This is a genomic window from Sandaracinobacter sp. T42 (genome assembly GCF_059115405.1).
On the sequence record NZ_CM181101.1, the window covers coordinates 1,022,522 to 1,038,161 of the forward strand.

Sequence of the window (15,640 nt, forward strand, 5' to 3'; positions counted from 1 at the left end):
TAGTATACTGTCCCCGGAATTCCCGTGTCATTTGCCTAATTAGTATACTGTCCCCGGAATTCCCGTGTCCAATTAGTATACTGTCCCCGGAATTCCCGTGTCCAATTAGTATACTGTCCCCGGAATTCCTGCTGCTCCTCGTCGGAGTAGCTGACTGTCTGAAGCGGGCGTGTGATGACCCGCCAGAGAGTCAGCGGATAATAGATGATCCATGACAACAGCTCGAATAGGAATTCCTCGAACGAGCGCAGCATTTTGATGAGATCCATGGCGTGCTGTTAGCGCATCGGCCCCGGGCTGGCCATGGACCGCCTTGCGCCTGGAATTCCGGGGACAGTATACTTAATTACGATGGACGCCATAGGAGGGTGGCCGGGATGTTTTCCGATGCGCTGCGCGATGTCATTCACTTGGACAAACCCCTAGGTGATTGAGAGCCCAATTCTAGAAATTGAGTATACTGTCCCCAGAATTCGCTGTCCCCGGAATTCCGGGCCACGGTGTCCTTGGAATCTGTGTGTCAGGAGTTGGGGAGGCCCTTAGCGCATAGGGGCCTGCGGTTCGAACGGCAGCGCGCGGCTTGTGCGCGGGCGTGCCCGTGCGGGCCGGGGCAGCAGCAGCGCGGAGGAAGCGGCGGCGGCCCCCGTATCCGGATTTACCGGACTTGCTATTGTACACAGTGACGCTCTCGGGAGAGCGTCACTGCTGTCCGTGAAAGAGGCGCGCTCAGCGGCGGGGGACGGTGAATAGAATCCAGCCATCGCGCCGCGCCACTTCGCGGCCGCCGGTTTCGAAGGCGAACAGATTCGGGTCTGTTCCGGGCGGGCAGGCGACGAGATCGCTGCCCGCACCGAGGAACGGGTTGGTGAAGTCGCTTTCGCCGGCCCGGCGGCACAGATCGTCCGGGTTGCGGAAGCCCGGCCCGAACAGGTTGATTCCGGCCGGGGGAACCGGCGCCTGGGCGGCCTGCTGGGGCGGGACGGTGAACAGAATCCAGCCATCGCGGCGCGCGACTTCCTTCCCGCCGGTTTCGAAGGCGAACAGCCGCGGATCGGTGCCGGGCGGGCAGGCGACCAGAACGCCCGAGCTGCCCATGAACTGGCCGGTGAAGGCGCTTTCCCCGGTGCGGCGGCACAGATCGCCATCGTTGCGGAAGCCGGGGCCGATCAGCGGGAAATCAGGATGCGAAAGCCCGGAGGCGGGCGGCACCGGGGCTGGCGCCACCGGCGGGACCGGGGCTGGCGGAACCGCCGCGACCACGGTCGGCCTTGGGCTCAGATGGTTGGCCGAAACCCAGCCATGCCGGTTGTTGAACACAGTCTGGCACCAGGTGACGGGATTGGTGCAGCCGAAAACCTGGAACAGCTGATGCTGCGGCACCCAGCCGATCACCGGATGCCCCGTGCCCGGACCGCTGCGGATGTTCAGGCCTGACGTGGCCTTTACGGTTTGCGTCTGCTGGGCGGCGGCCGGCATCGCCATTCCAAGTGACATCGCCAGCGCAACAGTCGAAAATCGCATCATCACATTGCTTCTCCTTGATCTTTGGCGACCTAGGAGAGAAATCGAGCCTGGACAAGGCGAACCGATGGCCGATGCGACCAACTGCCAGAACCAGGGCCGTTTCAGACGCGGAGCAGGCGGTTCGGCAGTTCGTCCGGGTTGTCGTCTCTTGGGGGGAAGTGGGTGGCCAGCACGCCGCCGGCCAGACCAATCGCGTCCACGAAGCCTTGCGCGATGTCGCCCCGGCGGATGCCGGCCAGCAAGGCGGCGGCGGTTTCGCCCCAATGCTCGTCCGGCACGCGGCGGTAGATTTCCTCGTCTGCGATCACCTCCACCACATGGTCTTCCAGCGAGACGTGGAGGAGGACGCCGGTGCGGTCCTGCGTGAGGTGGATGCCGCGGGTGAGGAACTGCTTCAGGGCGATTTCATGGACGCGCTCGCGCCGCATGGAGAGCGGGGCGTAGCGCTGGGCCAGCGGGGACCACCAGAGCGCCAGCGTGGCGAGGATCAGCAGGCAGACCTGCACGAGGGCATAGATCTCAACCGTCTGCACGTCCGTCAGTGGCTCGGCCTGCCAGATGCCGGCGAGCGCGGCCCATGCGCCGGGGCCGAAGCCTGCCAAGGTGGCAACGAGCGGGACCAGGAAGGCGAAGGCGGCCGCCAGCGCCAGCACCCATTCCACATAGCGGTGCCGTTCGGTGGAGAGGGTGCAGACGATCTCGCCCGAACTGTGCGCCTCGGCCGCTTCGATGGCGGCTGCGATGCGCGCTTCATCCGGCTGGGTCATGGTCACCATCCGCCGCTGGCCCCCCCGCCGCCGAAGCCGCCACCGCCGCCGCCGAAGCCGCCGCCGCCGCCCCAGCCGCCGCCACCGCCGCCCCAGCCGCCGCCCATGCCGGGGCCCCAGATGACGATCGGGCCGCCGCGCCGGGCGCGCCGCCCGCCTTTCGAGCGGCGGGAGGCCATGATCATCCAGATGGCGAGGATGATGAGGAAGAGGATGAGGCCGAAGGGAAAGCCTTCGTCGCCGCTTGCCGCCTGCCGTTCGGCGTTGGCGACATTCTGCGCGGCTTCGTCCGCGGGCAGTTCCACCTGCTTCGCGATGGTGTCGAACCCGGCCAGCACGCCCGCGGGCATGTTGCCGGCCTTGAATTCGGGCAGGATGGCGCGCTGGATGATCACCGAGGACAGCGCGTCCGTGAGGATCGGTTCGAGGCCGTAGCCCACCTCGATCCGCACCCGCCGTTCGTTGGGGGCGACGAGCAGGATGACGCCGTTGTCGCCGGTGGCGGCTCCGTCCTTGCCGGCCGTGCGCTTCTGGCCGATGCCCCAGTGGCGGCCGAGGCGGTAGCCGTAATCCTCGATCTCGTAGCCCTGGAGGCTGGGCACCGTCGCCACCACCAGCTGGGCGGTCGTCTGCTTCTCGATCGCTTCGGAGCGGGCGGTGATTTCAGCCTCCACCTCGGGCGGGAGGATGTTCGCGGCGTCCACCACGCGGCCGGTCAGGGCCGGAAACTCCTGCGCCGCAAGCGGCGCGGCGAGGAGCAGCAGCATCAGCGCCAGCAGGCGCCGCATGGTCAGAACTTCACTTGCGGCGCTTGTTCGGCGTTCGCGGCGGTGGCCTTGAACGGCTCCTTCGGGGTGGCGCCATAGATGGTCTTGGCGGCGATGATCGAGGGGAAGGTGCGAATTTCCACATTATACTGGCGCACCGCCTCGTTATAGTCGCGCCGGGCGACCGAAATGCGGTTTTCCGTGCCTTCCAGTTGCGATTGCAGGGCGAGGAAGTTCTGGTCCGACTTCAGCTCGGGATATTTTTCCACCACGACCATCAGGCGCGACAGCGCGGAGGACAGGCCATCCTGCGCCTGGCTGAAGGCGGCGACCTTGGCCGGATCGGAGAGATCCTGCGCGTTGAGCTGGATGGAGGTGGCCTTGGCGCGCGCTTCGGTCACGCCCACCAGCACGTCCTGTTCCTGCTTGGCATAGCCCTGAACGGTTGCGACCAGGTTGGGGATCAGATCCGCCCGGCGCTGATACTGATTCTCCACCTCGCCCCAGGCGGCGTTCACGCCTTCCTCTTTCGTGGGGATGGTGTTGATGCCGCAGGCGCTGAGCGAAAGGGCGGCGACGAGAGGCAGGCCGAGACGGACGATGCGCATGATGATGAACCCCCGGAACGATAATTCCGGCGGGAGTTAGCCCCGGAACGGCCGCCGGCGTCAAGAGACGGATTTCCGCCCGGCGGTTTCCGCTTGCGCTTGCGCGGCAGCTGGGTTCAGTAAGCGCGGAAACGCAAGAGGGGTGCGGCATGCTCAACGAATTCAAGGCCTTTATCGCCCGGGGCAATGTGCTCGATCTGGCCGTCGGCGTGATCATCGGGGGCGCCTTCGGCACCATTGTGAAGTCGCTGACGGAAGATGTGATCATGCCGCTGCTGTCTCTGGTGACGGGCAGCGCGGATTTCACCGAAAATTATCTGCGGCTGGGGCCTATACCGGCCGAACTTCAGGGCAAGGCGGTGGACTATGCCGCGCTGAAGGCCGCTGGCGTTCCCATGCTGGGCTATGGCGCCTTCCTGACGGCGATCATCAATTTCCTGATCCTGGCCTTCGCGGTGTTCCTGATCGTGAAGCATGCCAACCGCTTCTTCGAGAAGGCCGCGCCTGCCGCACCCGCCCCGGAAACGCCCGAGGATGTGCTGCTGCTGCGGGAGATCCGTGACAGCCTGAAGAAGTAGCGATGGGCGTGCTGATCACCACCCTGGAAGCCATGCCGCTGTGGCTGATGGGGATCATGCTGTTCGCCCTGTTCTGGCTGGCGGCGCTGGCCGGACGCTGGCTTCGCAGCCGGACCGCGCCGGACGACAGCAAGGATCCCGGCCTCATCGTCTCCTCGTCGTTGGGGCTGCTGGCTCTGCTGCTGGGCTTTACCGTTTCGATGGCGGTCGCCCGCTATGACAACCGGCGGACGGCGACCGTGGACGAAGCCAATGCGATCGGCACCTTCCTGTACCGCACGGACCTGATGCCTGCCGATCTGCGTGCGACAACGCTGGACGAGCTGGACCGCTATCTGACGGCGCGGATCACCGTGGGCGCGCACGGGGAAACCGCCGACGCTGTCGCCGCCGCGCGGGAACAGACCGGCAAGGCCGCCGCCCGCATGTGGCGCCACATGATGGAGGTGGGCCCGCGCGTGCCGGATACCGCCGTGCGCATCCTTTTGGTGGAAAGCGCGAACGAGATGTTCGATGCCGCAACCAACCGTGACGCGGCGCTGGGCAACCGGCTGCCGGGGACGCTGGTGGTGCTGCTGATCCTGTTTCCCATCGCGAGCCTTGTGCTGATCGGCTATGTCGGCGAGCGCAGCGTCGGGGTGCATTTCATGGCCTCGACCGAGCTGATCCTGTTGCTGACCCTGGTTCTTCTGCTGATCGCGGATCTGAACAGGCCGCGTTCCGGCACGATCCTGACGCCGATGACGCCGCTGCTGGATCTGGAACGGCAGCTGCACGAAACCCGGCTGACAAGGCCGCAATGATCAATGACATGAGCATGAGCAGGAGACAGACATGCGCCTACAGATACTCGCCGCCGCCGGGCTCGCCCTCGCCACGATGACGGGCTGCGCTTCTTCCGGAACGCCGGAAACGAAGCCGGCCGCGCCGGCCCCCACGGGTGGCGCCGCACTTCAGGGCCCGGAATGGGGCATCTTCGAGATCGGGGGCGCGCCAATCACCCCCGGCTCGAAGCCGACCATCAATTTCGAGGACGGCCGCGTGTTCGGGGCTGGCAGCTGCAACCGCTTCATGGGAGGCTACACTGTTTCGGCGGACGGGCTGAAGCTGGAATTTTCCCAGATGGCCTCGACGATGATGGCTTGCCCCGATCCGCTGATGCAGCAGGAAGGCCTGTTGTTGAAGACGCTGGGCGACGTGAAGGCCTATTCCGTGGCCGACGGCGTTCTGACGCTGTCCACGGCTGACGGGCGGACGATCAAGGCGAAGCGTTGAGAAGCGGCCGGCGGCGCCCGCCCTTCGGGCGCCGCCGGCCAGCCATCAGGCGCTGCGCATCGACACGATCTTGCCGGGCGCGCGCGGCGGCTCGCCCTTGGGCAGCGCGTCGATATGATCCATCCCTTCGATCACTTCGCCCCACACCGTGTATTGGCGGTCCAGGAAGCGGGCGTCGTCGAAGCAGATGAAGAACTGGCTGTTGGCGCTGTCCGGGTTGGACGTTCGCGCCATGGAGCAGGTGCCGCGCACATGCGGTTCGGCGGAGAATTCCTGCTTCAGATCGGGCAGGCTGGAGCCGCCGGTGCCGCGCCCGTGCGGGCAGCCGGCCTGGGCCATGAAGCCGGGGATCACGCGGTGGAAGACGATGCCGTCGTAGAAGCCGCTGTCTGCCAGTTCCACGATGCGCGCCACATGATTCGGAGCCAGATCCGGGCGCAGCCGGATGGTCACCTCGCCGGTTTCGGTGGTGAGCTTCAGCGTATCGGCCATGGTCAATCCTTTCCTCTGAGGTCGGGCGCTGCCTAGCTGCGCCCGCGCCCGCCCGCCAGCCCCGCCCGTCGCAATCTGCCGGAGATTCCGGGCCGAACCCCTTGCCTTTGCTTCAAGACCCGTCTTTGTCTTTGTGCGTGAGATCGCGCCGCCTGCCTGCTGCACGGGGTGTCCCCGCCGTTGTGGCGGGGTTTCTGGCCGTGGCCGCGCCTGCGCTGGCCCAGCAGGCGCCCGCGGATGACGACCTGTTCGCCCCGCTGCCGCCGATTCCCGAAATGGACGAGGGCGCACCGCCGGAGACCGCCCGGCCGATCGTGCTGCCGCCTGCCGAACCCATCGATCCTGCGCTGATGGTTCCGCTGCCGCCGCTTGCCACCTTCGATCCCGCGCCGCGCACGGATTTCATCTTCAAGACCGTGCATGAGGACGGCGTCCGCTATCGCGTGACGGTGGAGGGGCTGGCGGAAACCGGCCTGGATTCGAGCTTCCGCCGCCTGTCCGCCCTGTATCGCGGCCAGAACCGGCCCGCGACGGCCGCCCAGCTTGCATCGCGCGCGAACGCCGACAAGCTGCTGATGGAGCGGCTGCTCTTCTCCGAGGGCTGGTACAGCGCGACCGTCGAGGTGGCGAGCGACTTCGAAACGGCGGGCCAGGCGGCGATCCGGCTGATCGTGGTGCCGGGCACCCGTTACAGCTGGCGGCAGATCGTGCTGGATCTGATCCCCGAGGACCGGCCGCATCTGGCCGAGGGGTTCGGGCTGCGGGTGGGCGATCCGATCCGCGCCGCAGCCGTGGAGGAAGCGGAAGGGGCCTTGTTGCTGAAGCTGAACAGCAGCGGCTATCCGTTTGCGGAGATCGGCGTGCGCGACGTGGTGCTGGATGCCGACGCGCCGACGGGCACCTATCTGCTGACGGGCCAGACTGGCCCCGAAGGCGTGTTCGGTGACATCCGGCTGACCGGCTACAGCCCGTTCGACGAGGCGCATGCCCGGGTGATCGCCCGGTTCAAGCCCGGTCAGCCCTATGACGCCCGGCTTGTCGACGATTTCCGCCGCGCGCTGATCGCGACCCAGCAGTTCGGCGGCGTCACCGTGAAGGCTGTGGACACCGGCGTGCGCGATGCCGAGGGGCGCGCCGTGGCGGAGATGCAGGTGCAGGGCAACCGGGGGCCGCTGCGCATGCTGACCGGGCAGATCGGCTATGCGACCGAGGAGGGCTTCCGGCTGGAGGGCAGCTGGCGGCATCGCAATTTCCATCCGCCCGAGGGCATGCTGACCACCCGGGTGGTGCTGGGGACGGAGGAGCAGCGGGCATCGGCCGAACTGCTGAAAAGCAACTTTGGTCAGCGCGACCGCAGTTTCGAGCTGTCCGCTGAGGTGGCGAACCTGGATCCCGCCGCCTATTCCGCGCAGCAATTCGTGGTCGGCGCCGGCATCGGCCGGGCTTCCACCCCGATCTGGCAGAAGCGCTGGACCTGGCACGCAGCCCTTGGGCTCGGCTTCTCCCGCGAGCGGGGCAAGGGGATTACGAAGATTGTGGATCCGGACGCCCGGCGGCGCGATTTCCTGTTCGCGAGCCTGCCGGTGTGGATCGGTTATGACCGGTCGAACGACCTGCTGGACCCGGCATCCGGATATCGGTTGCGGGTCGACATAAGCCCCGAAATCTCTCGGGAGGGGGCGCAGATCGAGACCTATGCGCGGACGTTCCTGGAAGGAACCGCCTATCAGAGCGTGGCCGACAGCACGGTGCTGGCGGGCCGGGCGCGCGCCGGGGCCATCGTGGGGGCCGACCTGTTCAGCATCGCCCCCACAAGGCGCCTCTATGCCGGCGGCGGCGGTTCGGTTCGCGGCTATGACTATCAGTCCGTCGGCTCGCTGGGGGTGAACGGGCGCCCTGTCGGCGGGCGCGGGCTGTTCGAATCCAGCGTGGAAGTGCGGCACCGATTCGGCGATTTCGGTGTCGTCGGCTTCGTGGACGCCGGATCGGTCAACCCGGGGGTGGGGCCCAGCTTCAGCGACATGCGCTTCGGCGCCGGCCTTGGCGCGCGCTATTTCACCAGCTTCGGCCCGATCCGCATCGACGTGGCGCGCGCCCTGAACCGCAGCCCGCTGGATCCGCCGTTCGCGCTGTATATCTCGATCGGTCAGGCCTTCTGATGCCGGGCCTGCCCGACAGCGAGGCGATGCCGCCGGCGCAGGCAGGCGACGACCCGTTCGATGCGCCCGCCCCGCGCAGCTGGTGGGCCTGGCTGCTGGGCGCCCTGCTGCTGCTGACGCTGGCGGCCGCCGCCACCGTTCCGCTGGGGCTGTGGTGGCTGGCGGAAACCCCGGCCGGCCGGGCGTTCGTGGCGCATCGCGTTTCGGGCCTGCAGCCCGAATCGGGCATCCGCTATGATGTCGGTCGGATCGACGGGTCGCTGCTGTCGCGCTTCGAGCTGGTCGACGTGGTGGTGAAGGATCTGGACGGCCCGCTTGCGGTTATCCCGTTGGCGAAGGTGGACTGGGAGCCGGTCACGCTGATCCGCCGCGTGGTCTCCATCAACCGCCTGGACGTGCCGGAGGTGCGCATCCTGCGCATGTGGCGCATCAATCCGCGCGACCCCGACGAGCCGATCCTGCCCGACATCGACGTGCGGCTGGGCCGGTTCGATTTTCCCAAGGTCGTGCTGGAAGAGCCATTGCTGGGCCGTCGGGAGGAACTGGCGGCGACGGGACGGGCCGATATTCGCGCTGGCCGGGTGCTGCTGGACATGCAGGCCCGCGCCACCGCCGGTGACAGGCTGCTGCTGCTGCTGGATGCCGAACCCGACAGGGACCGGTTCGAGCTGGAGGCGGATCTGCGCGCGCCTTCGGGCGGACTGGTGGCGACGGCGGCGGGGCTGGACAAGCCGCTGGTGCTGACGGCGACCGGCAATGGCAGCTGGAGCCGCTGGCGCGGCGAACTGGAGGCCCGGATCGGCGAGGGCGAGGCAGCGGCCCCACTGGCCGATCTGTCCCTTTCGGCGGACGACGGCCGGTTCCGCGCCAGCGGCCGGCTGACCCCGCAACCCCTGTTGCCGGCCGGATCGCCGATCGCGGCGCTGGCGGCGCCCGCGATCACCCTGGACGCGATCGCCAGCCGCGACGGTGACTGGCTGGACCTGAAGCTGGCGGCGACATCGGACGCACTGGCGCTACAGGGCGGCGGGCGCATCGACACGACCGACAATCTGCTGGACGGTGCAAGGCTGGCGCTTTCGCTGAAGCAGCCGCAGGCGGTGTCGCCCGCGCTTTCCGGGCAGGGGATCACCGCGACGCTGACAGCGGACGGCCCCCTTGCCGACCCGGACATCCAGTGGCGCGCGACAGCCGCATCCGTGCGGTTCGCGGGCGAAGACGGGCCGATCGGGGCGGATGGGCTTGTGGCGGAAGGCGGGTTGCGGCGGGCGACGGATACGCGGCCGATGCAGATGCCCTTCACCGCGCGCGCGGTGCGTCTTGTGGGCCTGCCGCCGGAAACGGCGGCGCTGCTGGACGCGCCGCGTCTGTCGGGCACGCTGGCGTTCGCCAATGGCGGCCTGTCGGCGACGGGCGTTCAGTTGCAGACGACCCGGCTCAGCGCCAGCGGCAGCGGCGCGCTTGCGGCCGACGGCCGGGCCTCGGCACAGGTGAACGCCAATGTCGCGCGGATCCAGGTTCCGAACCTGGGGCCTGTCTCGGCGCAGATTTCGGCTGACATCCTGCGTCCGGCGGGTGCGGCGCGGCCATCGGTTTCCGGCCGGTTCGATGCCCGGGCGCTGGGGCTGGACAATGCATCGGTGAAGAATTTTCTGGGCGGTCTGCCGGCCGTGCGCGGCGGGTTCGCACTGGCGGCGGACGGCACGATCGCCGTCAGCAACGCGGCGCTGAACAGCCCCAACCTCAGCGTTGCGGGCGCGAAGGCCGGCTATGATCCGGCCACCGGCCGCTTCCGGCTGGATGCCGCAGGGCGCAGCCGCGCCTATGGCCCCTTCACGCTGACGGCGGCCGGCACCTCCGCCGCGCCGCGCGCGACGCTGTCGATGCCGAACCCCGGCTTTGGCTTCGGCGTGACCGGATTCGTGGCGGATATCGTGCCCGCGCCCGGCGGGTTCCAGGTGACCGCGCGCGGCGACAGCCCGCAGGGCCCCATGGATGGTCGCGCGGTGATCGGCTTCGGTGAGGGCCGGCCGCTGCGCATCGATCTCGAACGGGCCGCCATCGGCGGGCTGGAAGCGCGCGGGCGGATGGAGCAGACACCGGCGGGGCCGTTTGCCGGCAGGCTGACGGTGGACGGCCAGGGTCTCGACGCGACATTCGACCTTTCGGCCAGCGGGGCGATCCAGCAGGTGGACATGGCGGCGCGCGCCCTGAACGCCCGGATCCCGCTGGTGGAGCCGATCGCCATCGGAAAGGGCGCGGCGCGCGCGACCATCCTGCTTGTTCCCGACAGGCCGGAGATCCGGGGCAGCTTCACGGCAACGGGCGTCCGGCGGGGAACGCTGGTTCTGACCGAGCTGAACGGCGCCGCCAATCTGAAGGGGCAGAGCGGGGTCGCCACCGTGAACGCCAGCGGCCGCACCGGCGATGGCCAGCCCTTCAAGGCAGGCGGCCGGGTGCAGTCCGTCGCCGACGGTTATCTGTTCTTCCTGGACGGACGGGTGGGCAGCCTGCCGATGAAGCTGGACCGGCCGGCGCGACTGGTTCGGGGGGACGGCGGCTGGCGGCTGATGCCCGCCCGGCTGATCCTGCCGCGCGGCCAGGTGGATATGGAAGGCCGGTTCGGCGACGAGCGGGAGATCCGGGTTGCGCTGAAGGATGTGGACCTGTCGATCCTGGATCTGGTGTCGGACCGCTGGGGGTTCGGCGGCAAGGCGAACGGCCAGATCCTGTTCCGGGGCAATGCGAAATCGCGCATTCCCTCAGGCGAGGCGAATCTGACGATCGTCGGCCTGCAGCGCGCGGGTGTGACCGGCATTTCCATCCCCATCGATGTGCGCCTGTCCGCCACCTCGGATGGTTCCGGGCTGCTGCTGGGCGCGAAGATGTCCTGGCAGAACAATGATCTTGGCCGGCTGGTCCTTCGGGTCGATCCCGGCCCGGGCGAAACCCCTCAGGAACGGTTCGAACAGGGGCGGCTTTCCGGCGGAATCCGCTATAATGGCCCGGTCGAGCCCTTGTGGGCGCTGGCCGGGCTGGAGGGGCAGGAGCTGAAGGGCTCGGTCGCCATCGGGGCCGATGTGTCGGGAACGCCGGCGGATCCGGTTCTGACGGGCATCGCCCGGGGCACCGGGCTGGTCTATCGCAACGCCGCCTTCGGCACCGAGATCGTGGATCTTGCCTTCGACGGCCAGTTCGGCGGCAGCGTGCTGAAGCTGAACAGCATCACGGGCCGGGCGAACGGCGGCACCATTGCCGGTTCGGGTTTCGTGCGGTTCGGTCTGGAACAGCAGGTCGATCTGAGGGCCGACCTGAGCCGGGCCAGACTTGCCAATTCCGATACGCTGGAATTCACCCTGTCGGGCCCGCTGCGGCTTTCGGGCGAGGGGCGCAAGGTGACGCTGTCGGGGGATCTGACGGTCGACACGGCGCGGGTGCAGCTGGTGCAGGTTGAAACCAGCGAAATTCCCCAGCTTCAGGTGCGGCGCGCGGGCGAGGTGCGGCTGCCCGAGCCTGAGCCTTCGTTGCGGATCTCGGACATCGCGCTGGATGTGCGGGTGCGCGCCGACGACCGGGTGCTGGTGGAAGGCATGGGGCTGGAAAGCACCTGGCGCGGCGATATCCGTGTGCGCGGCACGGCGGCGGCGCCCCAGTTCATCGGCACGGCCACGCTGGTGCGCGGCGAGTTCAGCTTTGCCGGCAGCACCTTCGACCTGACGAGCGGCCGGGTCGGCTTCAACGGGAGCCCACTGGACAGTTCGCTGAACATCCAGGCACAGACCCAGGCCGAGGAAGTGACGGCGTTCGTGACGATCAGCGGGACGGCGGGCAAGCCGGACATCCGCTTCAGTTCTTCCCCCTCGCTGCCGGAGGACGAGATCCTGTCGCGGCTGCTGTTCGGCTCGTCTGTCGCCGACCTGAGCGTGACGGAGGCTGTTCAGCTGGCGACCGCCATCGCGGGCCTGCAATCCGGCGTGGACACGATGGGCAAGATCCGCCGGTCCGTCGGGGTGGACCGGCTGCGGCTGGTGGGCGACAACGCGCAGACCGGCATGGGAACCGGCATCGCCATCGGCAAGCGGCTGACGCGGAACATCTATGTCGAGGTGCTGACGGACAGCCAGGGCAATACGCTGACAACGGTGCAGCTGACGCTGAGCCGGATCTGGAGCGTGTTGCTGGAAGTCAGTTCGCTGGGGAATTCCAGCGTGAACCTGAGGTATCAGCGGGAGCGATAGGCAGGCGGCCACAGCAGCCCGGCCGGGAAGCCGGGCGCTGCCTGCATCAGTCGTCGACGGGTTCGGTTGCCTTCTTCACGCCTTCGACGACGGTCTTCGCGGCGCCGACCACATTCAGCCCCTGGGTGCAGCCGGTGATGCCACCAGCGCCGGCCGCCGAGCAGCTGCCGATGCCAGTGGCCGCCGTGCGGCCGCTGACGATGGCCGCGCGGTTGGCGGCAACCTGGTCTTCGCGCGCGATCTGGGCGGCCTTCTCAGCCTCCCGCAGGTCCTTGGGGATTCGGTAGCGCTCTTCCTCTGGCCGGCGGGCGCAGACGATGATTTCATCGGGATTGTCGGCCTTCGGGCAGGGATCGTTTCCGAATACCACCACCGTGCGGGACCGGTAGCCGGAATCCTGCGCGGCAGCCGGGCTTGCGGCAAGCGGCGCAGCCGCAAGGGCAAGTGCGAGGATCCAGCGCATCGATCGTCCTTTCCGTGGGATGTCTGTTCAAGGAAACACCAGTGCGTATGAACCGAGCCTGACATCCGCGCAACCATCCCTCTCCATCTGATGTCTTGACCGGGCATCCTTCGGACCCGCACGAAGGGGCAGGGATGCAGGCGGAGAGCGAGGTTGGCGGCCGGACTTCACAGACTGGGGGTGAAAGCCCTGCGCGCGGCCTGTGCGGCCGGGCAGGTCAGCGTGGTGGCGGCGATCGACCATCATCTGGCGCGGATCGAGCGGTTCGACGGGGCGCTTGGGGCCTTTACCTTCGTGGACGCGGCAGGCGCGCGGGCGGCCGCCCTGGCGAGCGCTGCCCGGTTCGAGGCCGGAACGGCGCGGCCGCTGGAAGGCGTTCCCATCGCCATCAAGGGGAATATCGACGTGGCGGGCTGGCCGGTCGCGGCCGGGACCGGGGCCTTGCACGACCGACGCGCGGACAGGGACGCCGCGGTTGTCGGCCGCCTGCGGGCGGCGGGCGCGATCCTGATCGGCCTGACCAACCTGCACGAAGGCGCGCTGGGCGCGACGACGGACAATCCCTTTTATGGCCGGACCCAGAATCCGTATCGCGCCGGCTACACGCCGGGCGGATCTTCGGGCGGCTCGGCCGCGGCTGTCGCGGCCGGGCTTTGCACGGCGGCGCTGGGAACGGACACGCTGGGATCCATCCGCATTCCGGCCAGCTATTGCGGAATCGCCGGGCTGAAGCCGGGCCCCGGCCGCGTGCCGGCAGACGGCCTGATGCCGCTGGTGCCGGAATGGGACGTGATTGGCCCGCTCGCCCGATCCGTGGCGGATTGCGCCGCGCTGTTCGATGTGCTGGCCGACGGCGCCCCGGCCGCGCCCGTCGCGCGGGTCGCCACCCTGACCGGCTGGCGCGGCGCGGCGACGGATCCGGCGGTCGATGCGGCCGTCAGGCTGGCGGCTTCGCTGCTGGAGGGGCTGGGGATCGAGGTTCGGAGCCGCAGCGCGCCGCTCGACTTCGATCGCCTGCGTCTGGCGGGGTTCCTTGAAGCGTCGGCCGGTGCGCGGGCGCATTTCGGGGCCCTGGCGGACCGCGATCCTTCGGGCTTTTCCGAAGCCTTCCTTGGTTATCTGCAATTCGCGGCCGGGATCGACCGGACCGCACGGGCGCAGGGCCAGAAGGCGATCGGCATTGCGACCATGGAGATTCGCGGGCTGTTGCGGCTGGCGGATGCGATCCTGCTGCCGGCCACGCCACAGGCCGCCTTCCCGCATGGCACGCAAGGGCCGGCGACCCTTGCCGACTTCACCTCGCTCGCCAGCTTCGCGGGGCTTCCCGCGCTGGTTCTGCCCGCCGGGTGGACATCGGACGGCCTGCCGATTGGCGTGCAGCTGATCGGGCGCGAGGGTGGGGAGGCTGCGCTGCTGTCGCTGGGGCAGCGGCTTGAAACGGCGTTGAATGCCCAGCGGCCACCGGCCGCCTATACTTAGACAGCGGCCACCGGCCGCCTGTTCCTGAACCGCAGCCGGTGGCCGCCTACCAGAACGGCTCGCAGTTCGTCGGCCCGCGCGGTGACGGCGCGCCGTCCACCCGCACGGTGGCGTTGTAGTGGCTCCAGGCATTGCCGGTGGGCGCCGTCCGTTCATAGACCGTGAGATCGAAGGGGGCGCGCCCCGTAAACGCGACAGACCAGCTGCGTTCCCCTTCGCCCACGCCCATCTTCTCGCAACGGGTGAGTGTGAGCTTCGCGCCGCGCGCGGCGAACGCTTCCGGGATGTTCAGCGGGATCATCTCCCCCACCTGGGACCAGCCGACGCCGACCTTTTCGGGCCGGGCGCCACCTTCGATCCCCATCGTGTAACCGCCGAGCCGGCCTGACGCGAGCTGCCCCTTTTCGGGCCGGGGCGCCCAGCGGACGCCTGCCATGCGCTGGCGCAGTTCGGCCAGGGCGGGCGCGGCGCCCGCCCCGCCCGGCACCGCCTGCAGCAGGGCTTCCGCGATCGTCTGGCTTGCGACGACGCGGCCCCATTCATCTGCGCAGGCGGGATCGATCCAGTCTGTCTTTGCCGGCTTTTCGGCGAGCAGCCGCTTGCGGCAGGCGGCCTTGAACCGCGCCTGTGCATCGGCCGCCACGCGTGGAATGGCCGCCGCCGGGGCAGATGCCCCCCCGGCCGCAGGGGCTGCAGGGGCCGCAGCGGGCGCCGCAGCCGTCTGGCCGCCTGTCGCCGGACGGGCCGCGATCCTGCGGCCGTCTGTCGGGACTTCCTCGAACCCGCCTGCGGCGGCATTCCATCGAATCTCGTCGCCACAGCGCGCCGTCCCGCCGCAGGCCGGGCCGGATCTGGCGATCTGAAGTTTCGCGGGACTGCCGGCGAGCACGCGGTAGGCGATCACCCGGTCAGCGAAGGCCAGCCGGGTATTTGCGCCGTCGCCCACCCACAGTTCCAGCCGGGATTTGCCATCCGCGCGGAACAGGGTGGGCCGGCCCGCACAGGGCACATTGCCTTCCGAAACCAGGAAATCGCTGCGGCCGTCGCCGCTGAAGTCGGCCGGGATCACGAACCGGCCCTGGCCCGTCATGCTGCCCAGCGTTCCGCCTGCCTGCACGCAGCGCGCGACCAGTTCGTTCACACGCGCCTTGATGGCGTCCGGCACGCCGGTCTGCGCACTGGCCGGTGCGGCCATCATCATTGCCGCAAACAATGCCGGACCTCTCATCAGCCGCCCTCCCGATCTGGTTGCCCCGCGCCAGTCTGGCGTCAAGGTGAAGGCGCTGCAAC

At 68.7% G+C, this 15,640-nt stretch carries 13 protein-coding genes; 6 read left to right on the forward strand and 7 right to left on the reverse strand.

Annotated features, from left to right (window positions below; genetic code table 11):
- Positions 1-726 precede the first annotated feature (726 nt).
- The 4 genes from ACW9TV_RS04870 to ACW9TV_RS04885 form a co-directional block, all read right to left on the reverse strand.
- On the reverse strand, positions 727-1,521 hold the full coding sequence (locus tag ACW9TV_RS04870; protein WP_494304726.1) for an SH3 domain-containing protein: 795 nt from the start codon (positions 1,519-1,521) through the stop codon (positions 727-729).
- A 104-nt stretch (positions 1,522-1,625) separates the two neighbouring features.
- Positions 1,626-2,291, reverse strand: a complete 666-nt coding sequence (locus tag ACW9TV_RS04875; protein ID WP_494304727.1) for a TPM domain-containing protein — start codon at positions 2,289-2,291, stop codon at positions 1,626-1,628.
- 2 nt (positions 2,292-2,293) lie between these two features.
- The gene (locus ACW9TV_RS04880; protein WP_494304728.1) at positions 2,294-3,079 is read right to left on the reverse strand and encodes a TPM domain-containing protein; all 786 of its coding nucleotides are present in this window, start codon (positions 3,077-3,079) and stop codon (positions 2,294-2,296) included.
- A gap of 2 nt (positions 3,080-3,081) precedes the next feature.
- A complete protein-coding gene (locus ACW9TV_RS04885; protein ID WP_494304729.1) occupies positions 3,082-3,666 on the reverse strand; it encodes a LemA family protein in 585 nt (194 codons plus the stop codon).
- Positions 3,667-3,815: 149 nt separating this feature from the next.
- Here ACW9TV_RS04885 and mscL point away from each other — a divergent pair, with 149 nt between their 5' ends.
- The 3 genes from mscL to ACW9TV_RS04900 are packed head-to-tail and all read left to right on the forward strand — an operon-like array spanning position 3,816 to position 5,519.
- The gene (gene mscL / locus ACW9TV_RS04890) at positions 3,816-4,244 is read left to right on the forward strand and encodes a large conductance mechanosensitive channel protein MscL (RefSeq protein ID WP_494304730.1); all 429 of its coding nucleotides are present in this window, start codon (positions 3,816-3,818) and stop codon (positions 4,242-4,244) included.
- 2 nt (positions 4,245-4,246) lie between these two features.
- Complete coding sequence (locus tag ACW9TV_RS04895) at positions 4,247-5,047, forward strand: bestrophin-like domain (protein ID WP_494304731.1); 801 nt, start codon at positions 4,247-4,249, stop codon at positions 5,045-5,047.
- Between the two features lie 31 nt (positions 5,048-5,078).
- Positions 5,079-5,519: an META domain-containing protein gene (locus ACW9TV_RS04900; protein WP_494304732.1), complete on the forward strand. Its 441-nt coding sequence runs from the start codon at positions 5,079-5,081 to the stop codon at positions 5,517-5,519.
- 45 nt (positions 5,520-5,564) lie between these two features.
- Here ACW9TV_RS04900 and ACW9TV_RS04905 read toward each other — a convergent pair whose 3' ends face one another.
- Positions 5,565-6,011: a peptidylprolyl isomerase gene (locus ACW9TV_RS04905; protein ID WP_494304733.1), complete on the reverse strand. Its 447-nt coding sequence runs from the start codon at positions 6,009-6,011 to the stop codon at positions 5,565-5,567.
- Positions 6,012-6,148: 137 nt separating this feature from the next.
- Between ACW9TV_RS04905 and ACW9TV_RS04910 the strand changes: the two genes are divergently transcribed.
- Together ACW9TV_RS04910 and ACW9TV_RS04915 are read left to right on the forward strand one after the other, a co-directional pair.
- Positions 6,149-8,170: an autotransporter assembly complex protein TamA gene (locus ACW9TV_RS04910; RefSeq protein WP_494304734.1), complete on the forward strand. Its 2,022-nt coding sequence runs from the start codon at positions 6,149-6,151 to the stop codon at positions 8,168-8,170.
- Positions 8,170-12,408: a translocation/assembly module TamB domain-containing protein gene (locus tag ACW9TV_RS04915; RefSeq protein ID WP_494304735.1), complete on the forward strand. Its 4,239-nt coding sequence runs from the start codon at positions 8,170-8,172 to the stop codon at positions 12,406-12,408. Before ACW9TV_RS04910 ends, ACW9TV_RS04915 begins: the two co-directional genes overlap by 1 nt.
- A gap of 46 nt (positions 12,409-12,454) precedes the next feature.
- On the opposite strand, the gene ACW9TV_RS04920 is transcribed toward ACW9TV_RS04915, so the two are convergent.
- Complete coding sequence (locus ACW9TV_RS04920) at positions 12,455-12,871, reverse strand: hypothetical protein (RefSeq protein ID WP_494304736.1); 417 nt, start codon at positions 12,869-12,871, stop codon at positions 12,455-12,457.
- Positions 12,872-13,024: 153 nt separating this feature from the next.
- On the opposite strand from ACW9TV_RS04920, the gene ACW9TV_RS04925 reads away from it, so the two are divergent.
- Positions 13,025-14,350: an amidase gene (locus tag ACW9TV_RS04925; protein ID WP_494304737.1), complete on the forward strand. Its 1,326-nt coding sequence runs from the start codon at positions 13,025-13,027 to the stop codon at positions 14,348-14,350.
- A gap of 46 nt (positions 14,351-14,396) precedes the next feature.
- Here the strand turns inward: ACW9TV_RS04925 and ACW9TV_RS04930 are convergent, their stop codons facing one another.
- The gene (locus tag ACW9TV_RS04930; protein ID WP_494304738.1) at positions 14,397-15,578 is read right to left on the reverse strand and encodes a hypothetical protein; all 1,182 of its coding nucleotides are present in this window, start codon (positions 15,576-15,578) and stop codon (positions 14,397-14,399) included.
- Positions 15,579-15,640 lie beyond the last annotated feature (62 nt).